General features: G+C 73.6%; 13 protein-coding genes. 9 read left to right on the top strand and 4 right to left on the bottom strand.

What is annotated here, in order from left to right:
• Positions 1 to 66 precede the first annotated feature (66 nt).
• Positions 67 to 1,242 (top strand): MFS transporter, encoded by a 1,176-nt coding sequence (locus HNR68_RS00300; protein WP_179716470.1) that lies wholly within the window; start codon positions 67 to 69, stop codon positions 1,240 to 1,242.
• 331 nt (positions 1,243 to 1,573) lie between these two features.
• Positions 1,574 to 1,732 carry a MerR family transcriptional regulator gene (locus tag HNR68_RS00295; protein WP_218888147.1) on the top strand — a complete coding sequence of 53 codons (159 nt, stop codon included), beginning with the start codon at positions 1,574 to 1,576 and terminating at the stop codon, positions 1,730 to 1,732.
• A gap of 4 nt (positions 1,733 to 1,736) precedes the next feature.
• On the opposite strand, the gene HNR68_RS00290 is transcribed toward HNR68_RS00295, so the two are convergent.
• Positions 1,737 to 2,498 carry a helix-turn-helix domain-containing protein gene (locus HNR68_RS00290; RefSeq protein WP_179716469.1) on the bottom strand — a complete coding sequence of 254 codons (762 nt, stop codon included), beginning with the start codon at positions 2,496 to 2,498 and terminating at the stop codon, positions 1,737 to 1,739.
• A 210-nt stretch (positions 2,499 to 2,708) separates the two neighbouring features.
• On the opposite strand from HNR68_RS00290, the gene HNR68_RS00285 reads away from it, so the two are divergent.
• The 4 genes from HNR68_RS00285 (at position 2,709) to lat (ending at position 8,577) form a co-directional block, all read left to right on the top strand.
• Positions 2,709 to 4,658: a hypothetical protein gene (locus HNR68_RS00285; protein WP_179716468.1), complete on the top strand. Its 1,950-nt coding sequence runs from the start codon at positions 2,709 to 2,711 to the stop codon at positions 4,656 to 4,658.
• 22 nt (positions 4,659 to 4,680) lie between these two features.
• Positions 4,681 to 6,192: a type 1 periplasmic-binding domain-containing protein gene (locus HNR68_RS00280; protein WP_179716467.1), complete on the top strand. Its 1,512-nt coding sequence runs from the start codon at positions 4,681 to 4,683 to the stop codon at positions 6,190 to 6,192.
• Positions 6,193 to 6,327: 135 nt separating this feature from the next.
• The gene (locus HNR68_RS00275; protein ID WP_380573370.1) at positions 6,328 to 7,188 is read left to right on the top strand and encodes an alcohol dehydrogenase catalytic domain-containing protein; all 861 of its coding nucleotides are present in this window, start codon (positions 6,328 to 6,330) and stop codon (positions 7,186 to 7,188) included.
• A 51-nt stretch (positions 7,189 to 7,239) separates the two neighbouring features.
• Complete coding sequence (gene lat, locus HNR68_RS00270) at positions 7,240 to 8,577, top strand: L-lysine 6-transaminase (RefSeq protein ID WP_343049854.1); 1,338 nt, start codon at positions 7,240 to 7,242, stop codon at positions 8,575 to 8,577.
• Positions 8,578 to 8,693: 116 nt separating this feature from the next.
• Here lat and HNR68_RS00265 read toward each other — a convergent pair whose 3' ends face one another.
• Positions 8,694 to 9,290: a response regulator gene (locus tag HNR68_RS00265; RefSeq protein ID WP_179716465.1), complete on the bottom strand. Its 597-nt coding sequence runs from the start codon at positions 9,288 to 9,290 to the stop codon at positions 8,694 to 8,696.
• On the bottom strand, positions 9,287 to 10,468 hold the full coding sequence (locus tag HNR68_RS00260; protein WP_343049853.1) for a sensor histidine kinase: 1,182 nt from the start codon (positions 10,466 to 10,468) through the stop codon (positions 9,287 to 9,289). Before HNR68_RS00260 ends, HNR68_RS00265 begins: the two co-directional genes overlap by 4 nt.
• 133 nt (positions 10,469 to 10,601) lie before the next feature.
• Between HNR68_RS00260 and HNR68_RS00255 the strand changes: the two genes are divergently transcribed.
• Together HNR68_RS00255 and HNR68_RS00250 are read left to right on the top strand one after the other, a co-directional pair.
• Positions 10,602 to 11,495 carry an ABC transporter ATP-binding protein gene (locus HNR68_RS00255; protein WP_179716464.1) on the top strand — a complete coding sequence of 298 codons (894 nt, stop codon included), beginning with the start codon at positions 10,602 to 10,604 and terminating at the stop codon, positions 11,493 to 11,495.
• Positions 11,492 to 12,211, top strand: coding sequence for an ABC transporter permease (locus tag HNR68_RS00250; protein ID WP_179716463.1), 720 nt, complete (start codon positions 11,492 to 11,494; stop codon positions 12,209 to 12,211). The genes HNR68_RS00255 and HNR68_RS00250 overlap by 4 nt, the downstream gene beginning before the upstream one ends.
• A gap of 4 nt (positions 12,212 to 12,215) precedes the next feature.
• On the opposite strand, the gene HNR68_RS00245 is transcribed toward HNR68_RS00250, so the two are convergent.
• Positions 12,216 to 13,790, bottom strand: a complete 1,575-nt coding sequence (locus tag HNR68_RS00245) for a dolichyl-phosphate-mannose--protein mannosyltransferase (RefSeq protein ID WP_179716461.1) — start codon at positions 13,788 to 13,790, stop codon at positions 12,216 to 12,218.
• Positions 13,791 to 14,010: 220 nt separating this feature from the next.
• Between HNR68_RS00245 and rsmI the strand changes: the two genes are divergently transcribed.
• Complete coding sequence (rsmI, locus tag HNR68_RS00240; RefSeq protein WP_179716459.1) at positions 14,011 to 14,844, top strand: 16S rRNA (cytidine(1402)-2'-O)-methyltransferase; 834 nt, start codon at positions 14,011 to 14,013, stop codon at positions 14,842 to 14,844.
• The last annotated feature ends 119 nt before the right edge of the window (positions 14,845 to 14,963 follow it).

Genomic DNA, 14,963 nt, shown 5'->3' with positions numbered 1-14,963 from the left:
GTCCGCCCGGGATCGTTGTGGGCGTTCTTGCGTGACCACCGGCCGCTCGCGCGGCTCGCGGCGTCTGTGCTGCTCCACCGGCTCGCCGGGTCGATGCTGGTCGTCGCGGTCCCGTTCTTCGTCATCGACAGATACGGCCTGGGGTGGGAGTCCGGGCTGGCGCTCGCCGCGCGCCTGGTGCCCAACGTCGTGTTCGGGATCGTCGTCGGTCACGTCGTGGACAGGTGGGAGCCGCGCGTGGTCGCGTGGTCCACGGCCCTCGTGAACGCGGTGGTCGTCGCGTCGGTGCCGCTCACCCAGTCCCTGGCGCAGCTGCAGCTGCTCATGTTCGCCGCCGGGGTCGTGTACACCTTCGGGCTGCCCGCGCGGATGGCGCTGCGGCCAGTGGTGATCGAGGAGGGCGAGGAGACCCGCGGCAACGCGGTGATCGTCACCGCGGAGCGGTTGAGCTCCATCGTCGGGCCGCTGCTCGTCGGGCTGCTCATCGCGACGGTCGGCGTCGAAGCGAGCTTCCCCGCCCAAGGCGGGATCACCGTGCTCTCCGGGCTGCTGGTGTGGGGCTTGCCGAACCGCCCGGCACGGGAGGGAGCCAGCGGGGGCGTGCGCGACGAGCTGCGGCAGATGTTCGTCACTGGCCCGGTGGTCCTGGTGCGTGCCCTCGCCGGCGACCGGATGCTGTGCGCGGTGGTGCTCACGGCGTTCACCTACGGGGCCGCGGTCGCGGTCGGCGAGGTCTTCACCGCAGGCCTGGCGAAGGACCACTTCGCCGACCACCCCGGTTCGAACGGCTGGCTGGTCGCCGCGATGGGCACCGGAGGCGTCCTCGGCGCGCTGCTGAGCACCGCGCTGGGCCGCTTCCACCCCGGCAGGCTGTACTTCGTCGGCAACGTCCTCGAAGGACTGGCCTGGCTGGCGCTGCCGTGGGTCGACCGGCTCCCGCTCGCGCTCCTCTGCATGGTGGCCGCGGGATTCCTGGAGTCCGTCGCCACCGTGGTCTACTTCGCCGAGGTGCAGAAGCGGTTGCCCCCGGAGATGACCGGCCGGTTCTACGCGACCTTCATCCCGCTCATGGACGCCTTCGAGATGGTCGGCGCCCTGACCGCGCCGGTCCTGCTGGCCAGCACCGGAGTCGGGGGCACCGCCACCGTCATCTGCCTCCTCATCGCCGTACCGGTCCTGCTCGGCGCCCCCGTCCTGCTGCGCCGCAGCGCGGCGAACCCGCGGACCGAGGCCCGGACCTGATCGTGGACCGGAGCACCAGGTGGATCTGTCCCAAGTGGACTCGGCCGCTCACCGCCTCCCCAGGTAGTGCGCGGTGATGTCGTCGCTGGTGGTGAGCCAGGCTTCTGGTTGGGCGGCCAGGTGTTCCAGGGCCTGGTCGAGGTAGCGTGGCGGAACGGTTGGCCGATGACGAAGGGGTGCAGGGCCAGGCACAGGACGCGGCCGCTGTGCTCGGAGTCCTCGCGCAGCTGGGCGTACCGACCTCATCCTGTTCGGCCGCGGCCTCACCGGCCCCGACTTCCTGCGCATGGTCCAGGACCAGTTGAGCTCGACCGTGTAGGGGACGCTGATCATGCCGGGGACGTTTGTGCCCGCCGCGACCGCCACCCCGCGGCTGGTCGCCGAGCTCGTCGCCGAGCGGGAGCGCATCGACCGGCGGATCGCCGAGCTGACCGGGACCCGCGAGGTGCTCGACGAGGTCATCGACGCGGCCTCGAAGGACCCTGCCTGAGCGCTCAGTCGCACTGGGGCAGCACGCGCTTGGGGGCCTCGGGTTCCGTCGCCACCGCCAGGTCGCTGACGTAGACGCCGCGGTTGCCGTAGTAGTCGGTGGCGAGGCGCAGCCAGGTGTCGCTGCTGGTCCGGTCGGTGCCCGTCGCGTCGTGCCAGGTGTAGCGCGTGCCCACGGTCCAGCAGACGAACCCGTGCCTGCCGGGCCAGACCTCGCCGGCGCGGGTCTCGTTCCGCGGGTCCGGGCTCCAGTGCGTCCAGTCGTGGGTGCGCACCTCGAGCGGCACCAGCGGGCCCGCGCTGCCGCGGGCGGGGTCGGGGGACAGCAGGGACAGGCCGCCCGCTCCCACGGCCGCGCCGAGCAGCAGCGCGCCGACCGCGGTCACGAGAACGGTGCGGAGGTGGTACGTCGGCGCGGGCTTCCGCGTCGGCTCGGGGGTGGCCTCCCAGACCCGCCGCCGGGCTTCCATCCAGCGCGGCAGGTCCTTCTCGGGGACCCCGCAGACCAGGAGGTAGATCTCCAGGTTCGTCTTGTTCGGGGCGCGCTTGCCGGTGAGCATGTCGCTGAGCGTGCTGCGCGCCAGGCTGGGTTGGTGCCCGTCCCGCGGCGGGAGGCTCCGGGCCCTGCGTTCCACCCCGGCGTAGGACAGGCCGGCGCGGTGCCGGGCCTCGTTCAGCAGCGCGGTGAACTCCTCGCGCGTCGTGCAGCGGTCCGGGTCCAGCGGCTCGGTCCCCTCACCGACGTCCTGCACTCCGGGGCCTCCCACCTTCCTCCGCACCCCGTTCCGGAGAGTCCGGGTGTTCGTCGGACACAGTAGCGCCGTCGGACCGCTCCACGGCTGCGATCAGCGAAAACGGTTGTTCCGGACGGTTTCCGGAGGATCCGGATCGTCCGGAACCGGCGTCCCGGCCTGGTGGGCCGGGCACCGCTTCCGGTTCGCTGGACCAGCCGAGGAGCGACGCGGACGGAGACCGCCATGGAGCACGAGCTGGACCTGGTCGAGGAGTTCCTGGCCCGCCCCGAGGACGGCCGAGGCGTGCCGCAGAGCCGGTGGGTGCCCGTGCTGGTCTTCACCGGCCCCCGCAGCAGCGGCAAGACGCGGCTGGTCGACGAGCTCGACACCGCGCTGGACATCCCGCACGCGCGTCAAGACCTCGACACCGCTCCGGGGACACCGGTCTGGCAGCGGCTGTCCGCGCTGGTGTTCCAGCTCAGCGAGGAGCACCGCCGGTTCGGTCGGCTGGCGTTCCCCCGGTTCACCGCCGGACAGGTCGTGATCGTGCAACAGCTCAACCGCCTGAACCGCGGCACGGCGCGCAAGCAGGTGGTGCAGGCGCTGGAAGCGCACCGCAACATCGAGGAGCTCCGGTCGACGCTCGGCGAGATCGCCGACGACCTGGCCACGTTGGGCCTGCTCGGACAGGTGCCGGTCCCCGGCTCCATCGCGAAGCTCCTGCCGGACCTCGTGATCAAGGGACTGCTGTCCTGGCGCTGGGGACGTCGCGTGGTGCTCGGGACCGGACAGCACTGGTACGGGCACCAGGACCGGCGGCTCGACCGCGACCCGATCGACGAGCTGGTCGACCTCAACCTCATGACGAACCGGCCGGAGAACGACCAGCAGGCCCTGTACGCCGAAGAGCTGCTGTGGTCGGCGTTCCTCGCCGACCTGCGGGCGGAGTTCCACCGCGGCCGGTACGTCGACCGCAGGACGCTGAACTGCGCGGTGCTGCTCGACAACATCGACACCCCGGCCGGTCGCCGGTTCCTCGACGGGCTGGTCCGGGCGCGCGACAGCGTGCGCGAGGTCGAACGGCCCACCGGCGGCAGCGCCGCGGACCCGCTCACCGTGGTGGCGACCAGCCGCAGCAGCACGCAGACCTGGGCGAACATCCCCTCGCTGCCCACCGCCGAGGACGCCGGCTACGACGACTACACCCAGTGGCACGGCGGCGTCGGCGACGAGCGGAACTGGTACCCGGTGCGGCTGCGGAACTTCACGCGCGCCGAGGTGGCGCGGCTGGTGGCCGGCACGGGCGTGCGCGACCACCGCAGCGTCGCCGCCGCCGTGCACCGGTTCACCGACGGCCACCCCGGTTCCACCGCCCTGCTGGTCCGGGCGTTCGCGGACGCCGACCGCCGGCTCGACCTGCACGCCCTGCTCGGGACGGCGTCGGGTGACCGCACCGTCGCGGACCGGATCCTGGAGCCGTTCCTCACCGGTCTCTCCGACGCCGCCCGCGCAGACCTGGTGACCTGCTCGGCGGCCCCGGACCTGGAGCGGGCGCGGCACCTCCGCGCCACGAGCGGTCTGCTCACCGCCAGCGCCGGGGAGCTCGACGACGTCCTCGCGCCGTCGTTGTGGTTCCAGGACGAGCCGGGCGGCCCAGCGGTGCTGCCGCGCGTGCTGAGACGCCTGCTGCTGCAGCGGCTCGCGGCGCGCCCGGCGGACCACCCGGCGTCGTGGGCGGCGGTGCACGAGTTCTTCCGCGACGCCGGGGCGAAGGGGCAGCGCCGCGAGCCTGCGGTGGCCGAGGAACTGCACCACGACCTGGCGATCGGCGAGGTGGAGGCCGTCACGCGACGGCTGGCGGAGCTGCTCGGCGACCTGCCGGTGGCCGAGTGGCGGACGCTGCTGGAGACCGTCGTGTCCGCGCCGAACCGGGTGGACCCCTCGGTCCCGCCGCTGCGCCACGTGCAGGAGCTGTCCGCGTGGGCCCGGGACCTGGACGAGCCGCTGGCCTCGCTCGCCAAGCTCGTGCCCGCCCGGTGGCTGGAGAACGACCCGCTGCTCGAGGAAGGGCTGCGGCTGCTGAAGCTCACCGTCGCCGACGCCTACGACCGCGTCGCACCGCACTCCGACGACATGGCGGCGCTGCTGGAGGACGGGCAGAAGTACCGCCGCGACGCCGAGCAGATCCGCTGACCGAGACCGGAGGAGACCTGTCGTGCTCATCTCGCAGGAACCAGGACGGCGGACCGGCACCAGACGGATCACCGCCGGTCTGTCCAGCCGCGGACGGCGCCGTCGGCGGGTCAAGCTGATCACCGCCGCGGTGGTCGCGGTCGTGGTGCTCGGCGCACTGCTCTACCCGATCGCGGTCCCGTGCGGCGGGGACCTGTGGGACGACGGCGGCGAGTGCGTCGGCATCAGCGACGGGTCCACCTCCTTCCACCCGGACTTCGACGCGGTGACCGAGAAGATCCACCAGGAGAACCGGCGGGTGGCCGGTCAGCGCGGCGTCACCATCGCGGTGCTGGTGCCGATCCCGCTGCCGAGCGAGCGCGGCCAGCCGCCGAACGGCCTGCTGTCCACCGACCAGATCCGCGCGCTGCTGGAAGGCGCGCACGTGGCGCAGGTGCAGGCCAACCGCGGGTACGACCTCAAGGTCCGCCTGGTGCTGGCGAACGAGGGCAGCCGCGAGCAGGCGTGGCGACCCGTGGTCGGCGAGCTCGAGCAGCTGGTCGACGACCCGCAGCCGCTGGTCGCGGTGACCGGCCTCGGCGTCAGCGTGCAGCAGACCGTGGACGGCGCTCGGGAGCTGGCCGCGGCCGGCATCCCCGCGGTCGGGTCGGTGATCACCGCCGACGGGCTGAACACCACCGGCACCGGCGCGTACGGGCTGGTGCGGGTCAACTCCAGCAACGACGCCCAGCTCGCCGCGCTCGCCGAGTTCCTCCCGCAGCACCGGCCGGACCTGCACCGGGCCCTGGTCGTCGCGGACACCAACCCGGCGGACTTCTACACCCGGACGCTGCGGGAAGGGTTCGAGCGGTACTTCAGCGCCTACTGGGGCGGCGGCCGGCCGTCGTGGATGCCCTACTCCGGCGTTCCGCGCACGCCCGGGATCGTCGCCCAGTTCAACTCCATCGCGGGGCGGCTGTGCGGCAGCAACCCGCCCGACGTGTTCTTCTACGCGGGGCGCGCCATCCTGCTGCCGGACTTCGTCGCCCAGCTCCGGCAGCGCGGCTGCGCCACCGACCGCGCGGTCACCGTGGTGACGGCCTCCGACGCCAGCGACCTCCAGGTCTCGCTGGGCCCGCCCGGGCCGAACGACGCCCCGGTCTCGGTCGTCTACACCGGACTGGCCGAGCCGAAGGCGCTGGAAGACCCGCGGTGGAACCCGGAACGCGAGGTGTACCAGCGGTTCGAGGCCGAGTTCCGCAACAACGGCTTCCCCGAGGCGGACCTGCGCAACGGGTGGGCGATCATGCAGCACGACGCGGTCCTCGCGGCGGCGCAGGCGTCCCGCGCGGCCATCGGCCAGGGGCTGCACCTGCCCGCCCCGTCCGACGTCCTGCCGCAGCTGTACCTGATGAACGACGCGGAGCACGTGGTGGCCGGCGCGGGCGGGAGCTTCCAGTTCGACCCGGTGACCGGTGACGCGGTGGGGCGGCGGATCCCGATCCTGGAGCTCACCCCGGAGGGCGAGGTCGAGGTGCTCGACGTCGTGGGTTGACCTCCAGTCGGGTCGAAGTCGCACGCTGGTGGGGCCGACGACGACCCAGGGGGACGGACGTTCGGGCGATCGTGGTCGACGAGCCGGGCGGGCCGGGGGTGCTGCGGATGGCGGAGCTGCCCGACCCGCATCCGGGTGCGGGCCGCCGGGGTGCAGCCCCACGACTGCGCGGTCCGGCAGGGCAGGGCGCCGCTCGGGGCGGGGGTGGGCTCGCCGACCGTGCTGGGCAACGAGTTCTCCGGGGTGGTCGACGAGACCGGGCCCGACGCCACCGGGTTCCCGGTCGGCACCGAGGCGGTGGGCTTCGCGGTGCTGGCCTCCTGCGCCGAGTTCGTCGTGGGGCCGACCGACCGGGTCGTGGGCAAGCCGGACACGATGACGTTCGAGGAGGGCGGCGGGCTGTCCGGGTGCGGCCAGACCGCGCACACCGCGCTGGAGGTGCTCGGCGTCCGGGAGGGCGAGACGCTGCTGGTGCACGCGGCGGCAGGCGGGGTCGGCACCGTCGCGGTGCAGCTGGCCGTCGCCCGGGGCGCCACGGTGACCGGCACGGCGAGCGAGGGCAACCACGACTCCCTGCGCTCCTCGGGCGCCATCCCGGTCACCTACGGCGACGGCCTGGTGGAGCGGGTCCGCACGCTCGCGCCGCGGGGCGTCGACCCGGCGCTCGACGGCGCCGGGGAGCAGGCGCCGCTCGTCCTCCGTGGACCGCTGACCCTCGGTCGAGGGCGGGACGTCTCCTCGCCCTGGTGGTGCGCGGCGCCTCGACGGACATCGCGGACGCGATCGGCAGCGGTCGTAGCGGGCGGTCCGGTACTCCCGTGCAGGTTCCTCGGTCGCCACCCGGGCGCAGGGGTGGAGAGCCGCCCCCGGCAGGTCCGGACGGGTGACGCCGGGAGGGTGCAGCGAAAGAAGATCTTCTGCCTGCACCCACTTATGACGGAAGTATGTTGTCTAGAGGGCGCTGCGGATGCAATTCTTCTCGTGAAGATGGTGTGACACGGGTCCGGGAGGCCGATGATGACCGCTCAGCACGAGACCGTTCGCGACGTGGCACCGACCGACGTACCCGCTCCCCGCGCGTCCGCGGGGGACGTGGTGGAGTCCCTGAAGGCGCAGGTCACCGGGGACCTGATGGACATCGTCGTGGACCTCGACGCGGGCGACGGCTGCCGCCTCCGCGACGTGCGCGACGGCACCGAGTACCTGGACCTGACGATGTTCTTCAGCTCCGCGCCGCTCGGGCACGGCCACCCCGGCCTGCGCACCGCGGAGTTCGAGGCGGCGCTGGTGCGCGCCGGGCGGGTCAAGCCGTCGAACCCGGACTTCGCCACCGTCGAGCAGGCCCGGTTCGCGGAGACCTTCACGCGCGTGGTCGGCATCGACGAGCTGCCGCTGCTGTTCTTCATCGACGGCGGCACCCTCGCGGTGGAGAACGCGCTCAAGGTCGCCTTCGACTGGAAGACCAAGCGCAACGCCCGCAACGGGATCGCCGTCCGCGGCTCCCGCGTGCTGCACCTGGAGCGGGCGTTCCACGGCCGCAGCGGCTACACGCTGTCGCTGACCAACACCGACCCGGCGAAGGTCCGCGACTACCCGATGTTCGACTGGCCGCGCATCCCGAGCCCGGCGATCGAGCCGGGCGAGCGGTGGGACAGCGCCGGGCTGCTGCCGGAGGAGGAGGTGGCGCTCGACGCCGCCCGCGCCGCGCTGCGCCGCTACGGCCGGGAGGTCGCCTGCTTCGTCTACGAGCCCATCCAGGGCGAGGGCGGCGACCGGCACCTGCGGCCGCAGTTCCTGCAGGCGGTGCAGGAGCTGTGCCGCGAGCACGACGTGCTCACCGTCGCCGACGAGGTGCAGACCGGCATGCTCACCGGGCAGGCGTGGGCGCACCAGGCGCTCGGGCTGGAACCCGACCTGGTGGCGTTCGGCAAGCGGCTGCAGGTGTGCGGCGTGATGGGCGGCCGGCGGGTGCTGGAGATCGCCGACAACGCGTTCCGCGAGCCCAGCCGGATCAGCTCCACCTGGGGCGGGTCGCTGGTCGACATGGTGCGCGCGACGCGGATCCTGGAGGTCGTCGAGGCCGAGGGCCTGTTCGAGCACAGCCGGCAGATGGGTGAGCTGCTGCTCGGCGAGCTCCGCGACCTGGCCGCCGAGTTCCCGTCCCTGGTCAAGCACCCGCGCGGGCGCGGCCTGATGTGCGCGATCAGCTTCCGTGACCCGGCCCAGCGGGACCGGGCGCTGGCGATCGCCCGGGACCGCCACCGGACCCTCTTCCTCCCGTCGGGTCCGGACTCGCTGCGCGCCCGCCCGCCGCTCTCGGCCCGGCCGGAGGAGCTGGTCGACGCGGTCGCCGCCCTCCGCAAGACCCTCACCGACCTCGCCTGACCGGGCCAGTCCCGACCCCACCCCGCGATCCCCATCGAACCCGGACGTCCGATCCCGATGGGGATCGCGGGGCCGCGTTCAGGGCGGCTCGCGGATGCGCAGCTCGGGCGGGTGAGTCAGATCCAGCCCTCCTGCCAGGCGCGGCGGGCCGCTTCGTGGCGGGTCGAGACGCCCAGCTTCGTCATCGCCGACGACAGGTAGTTGCGGACCGTCCCCGGGGCCAGGTGCACCTCCGCCGCGATGGTGGCGATCGTGCCGCCCTGCAGGGTGTGGGTGAGCAGCTCCAGCTCCCGGTCGGTGAGCGGGCAGGCGCCGCTGGTCAGCGCGCTGGCCGCGATCTCCGGGTCGATGTAGCGCCCGCCGTCGTGCACGTCGCGCAGGATCGCCGCCAGGCGGGACGCGGGCGTGGTCTTGGGGACGAACCCGCGGATCCCCGCCTCCAGGGCGCGCTTGAGCACGCCGGGACGCGCGTGCCGGGTGACCAGCACGACCGGCACCTCCCCACCCAGCTCGCGGGTGGCCTGCACCCCGTCGACCTCGGGCATCTCCAGGTCGAGCACCGCGATGTCCGGCGCGTGCTCGCGCACCGCGCGGACCGCCTCGGCACCGTTGCCGCACTGGGCGACGACCGACACGTCCGGCTCCAGGTCCAGCAGCGCCGCCAGCGCACCCCGGATCAGGTCCTCGTCGTCGGCCAGCACCACTCGGATCACGACGTCCTCCCCGGTTCCGCGGCGGTGCCGCGCAGCTCGAACCAACCGTCCACCAGGCACCCCTCGACGTGACCGCCCAGGGCGCGGAACCGCTGGCGCAGTCCCTCGATGCCCGACCCCGCCTCGCCGTTCGGCGGCTTCGGCCGGTCGTTGCGCAGCACGATGCTGGTGTTCGGTCCGTCGGCGGTGATGCGCAGCTCGCAGCGCTCCGCGCGGGAGTGCCGCAGCACGTTCGTCGTACCCTCGCGCACCAGCGCGCCGAACAGCGGTTGCAGCGGTGGCGGCACGAGCGCCGCACCACCGTCCACCGTGGTCCGCACACCCGCGGCCTCCAGTATCTCCCGCGCGTTCTCCAGTTCCGCGGTCAGCTCCGTGTGCCGGTAGCCGTGCACCACGTCGCGGGTGTCCCTCAGCGCGGTCCGCGCGAGCTCGGCGATCTCGGCCGCCGTGGCGCGCGCCGTCTCGTCGTCCACGCCGACCAGCCGCTCGACCAGCTCGCCCTTCAACGCGATCACCTGCAGGTGGTGGCCCTGGACGTCGTGCAGGTCGGCGGCGAACCGCAACCGCTCGTTGGCCACCGCCAGCTCGGCGCTGACCGTCCGGGCCCGGTCGAGCTCGAGCACGATGTCCCAGAACCACACCGAGGCCAGCACCACCACCATGATCACCGCCACCACCAACGCGATGACGAGCCCGCGGACCAGCCCGAGCAGCGGCTCCGCCGGGGAGCTGGCGACGGTGCCGACCACCGCGACCAGCAGCGTCATGCCGATCGCCAGCGGCCAGCGCAGCCGGTACGGCGCGGCCGAGACGTGCACCCCGGCCAGACCGCTGACCACCATCGACCACAGCGGTCCGCTGCCGTCCTTGTGCATCGTGTAGGCCATCGCGCCCAGCGCGCCCGCGAACACCACCGCGTGCAGCGCGGGCCGGTGCTTGCCGTGCCCGAGGCCCTGCATGAGGCTGAGGGACATCCACGTCCCGTCGACCGCGGCCAGCACCGCGGCCAGCCCCAGCAGCACGACCTCGACGGTGCTGTAGCGGCCCTCCGACGCCCCGGCCACGAGCAGCAGCAGCGGGGCCAGCGCGTACAGCGGCTGCATCGGCACGATCGACCACCACGTGTACCGGCGCAGCCGCCGGATGCGCCGGGGGTCGAACTCGGGTGTGGCGTTCACCCGTCCAGCATCGTCCATCGGTGGCGCTCGCCCGGCCGGAATGACATCAGTCATCGATCCTGCTGACACCGAACACCGCCATCGCTGACGCAACGCGCTACCGGCGCCCGGCCCGTCCGGCGAGGCTGGGGCCATGACGACACCAGTGATCAGCGTGCGGGACCTGCGCTGCCGGTACGGGCAGCACGAAGCGGTCCGCGGCATCGACTTCGAGGTGCAGGCGGGTGAGCTGTTCGCGCTGCTCGGCACCAACGGCGCGGGCAAGACGACCACGATGGAGACCGTCGAAGGCCACCGCGAGCCCAGCAGCGGGGTGGTGCGGGTGTTCGGGCGCGATCCGTGGCAGGACCGCTCGATCCGCCGCCGGACCGGGATCATGCTGCAGGAAGGCGGCTTCGCCGGGGACCTGACCGTGCTGGAGACCGCGCGGCTGGGCGGCGCGCTCACCACGCGTCCGTCCGATGTGGACGGTACGTTGGCGGCGGTCGGGCTGGCCGGGCGGCGCGACGTGCGGGTCCGGCAGCTCTCCGGCGGCGAACGCCGGCGCCTCGACCTGGCGCTGGCGCTGCTCGGCGAACCGGACCTGCTGTTCCTCGACGAACCGACCACCGGCATGGACCCGGAGTCCCGCCGCGCCACCTGGGACCTGGTGCGCGGGCTGCTCGCGCGCGGCACCACGGTGCTGCTCACCACGCACTACCTGGAGGAGGCCGAACGGCTCGCGCACCGGCTGGCGATCATGCACGAGGGGCGGATCGCGGTGTCCGGGCGCTTGGTCGACGTGCTCGCCGCGCACCGCGCGCGGATCGGCTTCGACGTCCAGCGCGGCACGGCCCTGCCCCCGCTGGTCGGGACGGCGGAGGTGACCGGCACCCGCGTCGAGGTCCGCACCCCCGACCTGCAACGGGACCTGCACACCCTGCTGACCTGGGCGGACGGTCGCGTGGAGCTGCGCGGTCTGCGCGCCCACCACGCCACGCTGGAGGACGTCTTCCGCGGCGTCCGGGAGGAGGTGCTGGTCGCATGACGTCGGCCGTCCTCGCCCTCGGGCGCACCGAGTGGAAGCTGCTGGCGCGGAACAAGGCCGTGCTGGTCAGCGCGACGACCGTGCCGCTGCTGCTCGGGATCGTGCTGGCCCACCGCGTGCCCGCCGACGCCGGGCCGCTCGCCTGGTCGGTGGTGCTGGGCTTGCAGGTGCTGGCCGTGCAGGGCTTCACCGTCTACTTCACCACGACCGCGGCGCTGGCCGGCCGCCGCGAGGACCGGTACCTGAAGCGGCTGCGCAGCGGGGAGCTGCCGGACGCCGGGGTGCTGGCCGGGCTGCTGCTGCCGGTGGTCCTGCTCGGACTGGCGCAGACGGTCGTGGTGGTGGGCCTCGCGATCGCCCTCGGGGCGCCCGCCCCGGCCAACCTGCTGCCGCTGCTGCTCGCGGTGCTGCTCGGGACCGCGATGTCGCTGGTGGCGGGCGCGGCCACCAGCGGCTGGACCGCGAGCTCGGAGCAGGCGCAGATCACCACCATGCCGTGGTTCGTGGTGCTCATCGGCGGAGCGGTGTGGGTGTCGATGAGCGACACACCGTTCGCGCTCGTGGTGCCCAGCGGTGGCGTGGTGGACCTGGTGCGGGTCGCGATGACCGGTGCGGAGCTGGTCGACGCGCTCCCGGCCGCCGGTGCCCTGCTGGCCTGGACCGCGGTGCTGGCGGTGCTCGCCCGCGCCTGGTTCCGCTGGGAGCCGCGCGGCTGAGGCGTCAGCGCCAGGACGGCAGCCAGAGCTCGGCCTGCCAGCGCTCCGGGGTGATGGGCTCGCCGTTGAGGATCGGCCACAGCCAGATGAAGTTGGCCACCACCAGGCCCACGTACAGCGCGACCGCCAGCAGCCCGGTGCGGCGGCGCTCGAAGTGGTCCCGGCGGCTGCCCAGCACCTCGCCCAGCACCAGCACGATGCCCAGCACCAGGAACGGGACCAGCGGCGTGGCGTAGAAGTAGTACATCTGCCGGTCCAGGTTGATGAACCACGGCAGGTAGCCGGCGCCGTAGCCGACCAGCACCGCGGCGTAGCGCCAGTCCATCCGGCTCGTCGCGCGCCAGACCGCCCAGCCCGCGACCGGCAGCGCCAGCCACCACATCGCCGGGGTGCCGATGAGCATCGTCGCCTCGACGCAGCTGGCCCGGCCGCAGCCCGGCATCCCGGACTCGTAGTAGTAGAGCATCGGGCGCATGCCCATCGGCCACGCCCACGGCTTGGACTCCCACGGGTGCGGGTCCTTCGGCGTCACCAGGTGGGTGTGGAAGTCCAGCACGTTGAGCTGGTAGTACAGCAGCGACCGCAGCGGGTCCGGCAGGAAGCCGAAGCCCACGTCGTCGTTGAGCAGCACGGCGTGCCGGTCGGTGGCGGTCTCGCTGGCGAACCACAGCGCCCACGTCCCGAAGTACGTCAGCAGCGGGATCGCCACCAGCGACCACAGCGCGGGCGCGGTGTCGCGCACCAGCGCGGCCCGCCACGGGCGCCGAACCCCGGCCGCCCGCCTGGCCAGCGCGTCCCAGACCACGCTGAGCAGGCCGAACGCCATGATGTAGTAGATGCCGTTCCACTTGACGCCGCAGGCCAGCCCGAGCAGCAGCCCGGCGCCGAACCGCCACCAGCGGAACCCCAGCCGCGGTCCCCAGACGCTGTCGCCCAGCCGGCCGTCCGCGCAGACCTGCCACATCCGGCTGCGCACCTGGTCGCGGTCCACCAGCAGGCAGGCGAACGCGGCCAGCAGGAACATCGCCTGGAAGATGTCGAGCATGCCGACCCGGGACTGCACGTGGCTGAGCCCGTCGCAGATCAGCAGGATCCCGGCCAGCGCGCCGAGCAGGGTGGACCGCGTCATCCGGCGGGCGATGCGCACGACCAGCAGCACCATGAACGTGCCGGTCAGCGCGGCCATGATCCGCCAGCCCCACGGGTTGTAGCCGAGCAGCCACTCGCCGACCGCGATCAGCTGCTTGCCCACCGGCGGGTGTGCGACGAGCTCGTAGCCCGGGTTGTCCTCGTAGCCGCCGTTGCGCAGCATCTGCCACGCCTGCGGCACGTAGTGCTTCTCGTCGAAGACCGGGGTGCCCTCGTTGGTCGCGTGCCCGAGGTCCCACAGCCGCACGATCCCGGCGACCAGGGTGATCGCGAGCGTCACCAGCCAGCTCCGGGCCCGGTCGGTCGGCATCGTCACGTCCAGCAGCGGCAGGGGGTCGGTCTCGCCCGGCTGCCGCGCCGGGGGCGTGCGGCCGACGTGGACCAGGTCGTCGGCGCTGCGGCCACCGGTGCTGGGGACGAGGACGCTCACGGCCCCCGATCGTAGGAGACACCGGCCGTCCCAGGACCGGCGACGGGCGGATCACCCCAGTACCGGGGTGGGGTGGGAGGAGGTCTCCCACCACGTCGTCGCGTGGCGCGGCGGGCGTGTCGGCGCCGTCACCGGTGGGGCGCGGTGCTGTGGTCGTCGCCGGACCCCGCCTGCCGGGCGGGCCGGGGCGGGGGTCTGGGCGTCATTAGGCTTGGCCGTCATGGACTCCGGCACGCTCCTGCTCGCCGCCACCCCGCTCGGCGACGTCCGCGACGCCTCGCCGCGGCTGGTCGAGGCGCTCGGCTCGGCCGACGTCGTCGCCGCCGAGGACACCCGGCGGGTGCGAGCGCTGGCCAGCGCGCTCGGCGTGGCACCGACCGGCAAGGTGGTCAGTTACTACGAAGGGGTCGAGTCGGCGCGCGCCCCGATGCTGCTCGACGCGCTGCGCGAGGGGCGCACCGTCCTGCTGGTCACCGACGCCGGCATGCCCAGCGTGTCCGACCCCGGGTACCGGCTGGTCACGGCGTGCATCGCCGAGCAGCTGCCGGTGACCTGCCTGCCGGGGCCGTCCGCGGTCACCACCGCGCTGGCGCTGTCCGGGCTGCCGTCCGACCGCTTCTGCTTCGACGGCTTCCCGCCGCGCAAGCAGGGCGAGCGGCGCCGCTGGTTCCGCCGGCTGACGACCGAGGAGCGCACCTGCGTGTTCTTCGAGGCGCCGCACCGGCTCGCCGAGGCGCTGGCCGACGCGGTGGACGTGCTCGGCGGGGAGCGGCGGGCGGCGGTCTGCCGTGAGCTGACCAAGACCTACGAGGAGGTCCGGCGCGGCACCCTCGCGGAGCTGGCGGCCTGGGCCGCCGAGGGCGTGCGCGGCGAGATCACCGTGGTGCTCGGCGGGGCCGAGCCGGAGACCACCGACCCGGCGGACCTCGTGGCGCAGGTGGAGCAGCGGGCCGCCGAGGGCGTGCGGCTCAAGGACGCGGTGGCCGAGGTCGCCGAGCTCGCGGGCGTCCGCAAGAAGGAGCTCTACGACGCGGTCCTCGCCGCCCGCCGCTGACGCAGGCGGGGAAGCTCCCCGCAGACCTCCCGGGCGCCGGGAGCGTGCCCGTCCCGAGCGGAACTGCGCCCCGACCGGGGCCTGGAGACGGGCCAGGCCTGGCGCGCGCCACCTGCGCC

This window comes from Saccharopolyspora hordei, from assembly GCF_013410345.1.
Taxonomy (GTDB): domain Bacteria; phylum Actinomycetota; class Actinomycetes; order Mycobacteriales; family Pseudonocardiaceae; genus Saccharopolyspora; species Saccharopolyspora hordei.
Note: the sequence above shows the minus strand (reverse complement) of the source record. Positions and strands in the feature narration are given on the sequence as shown.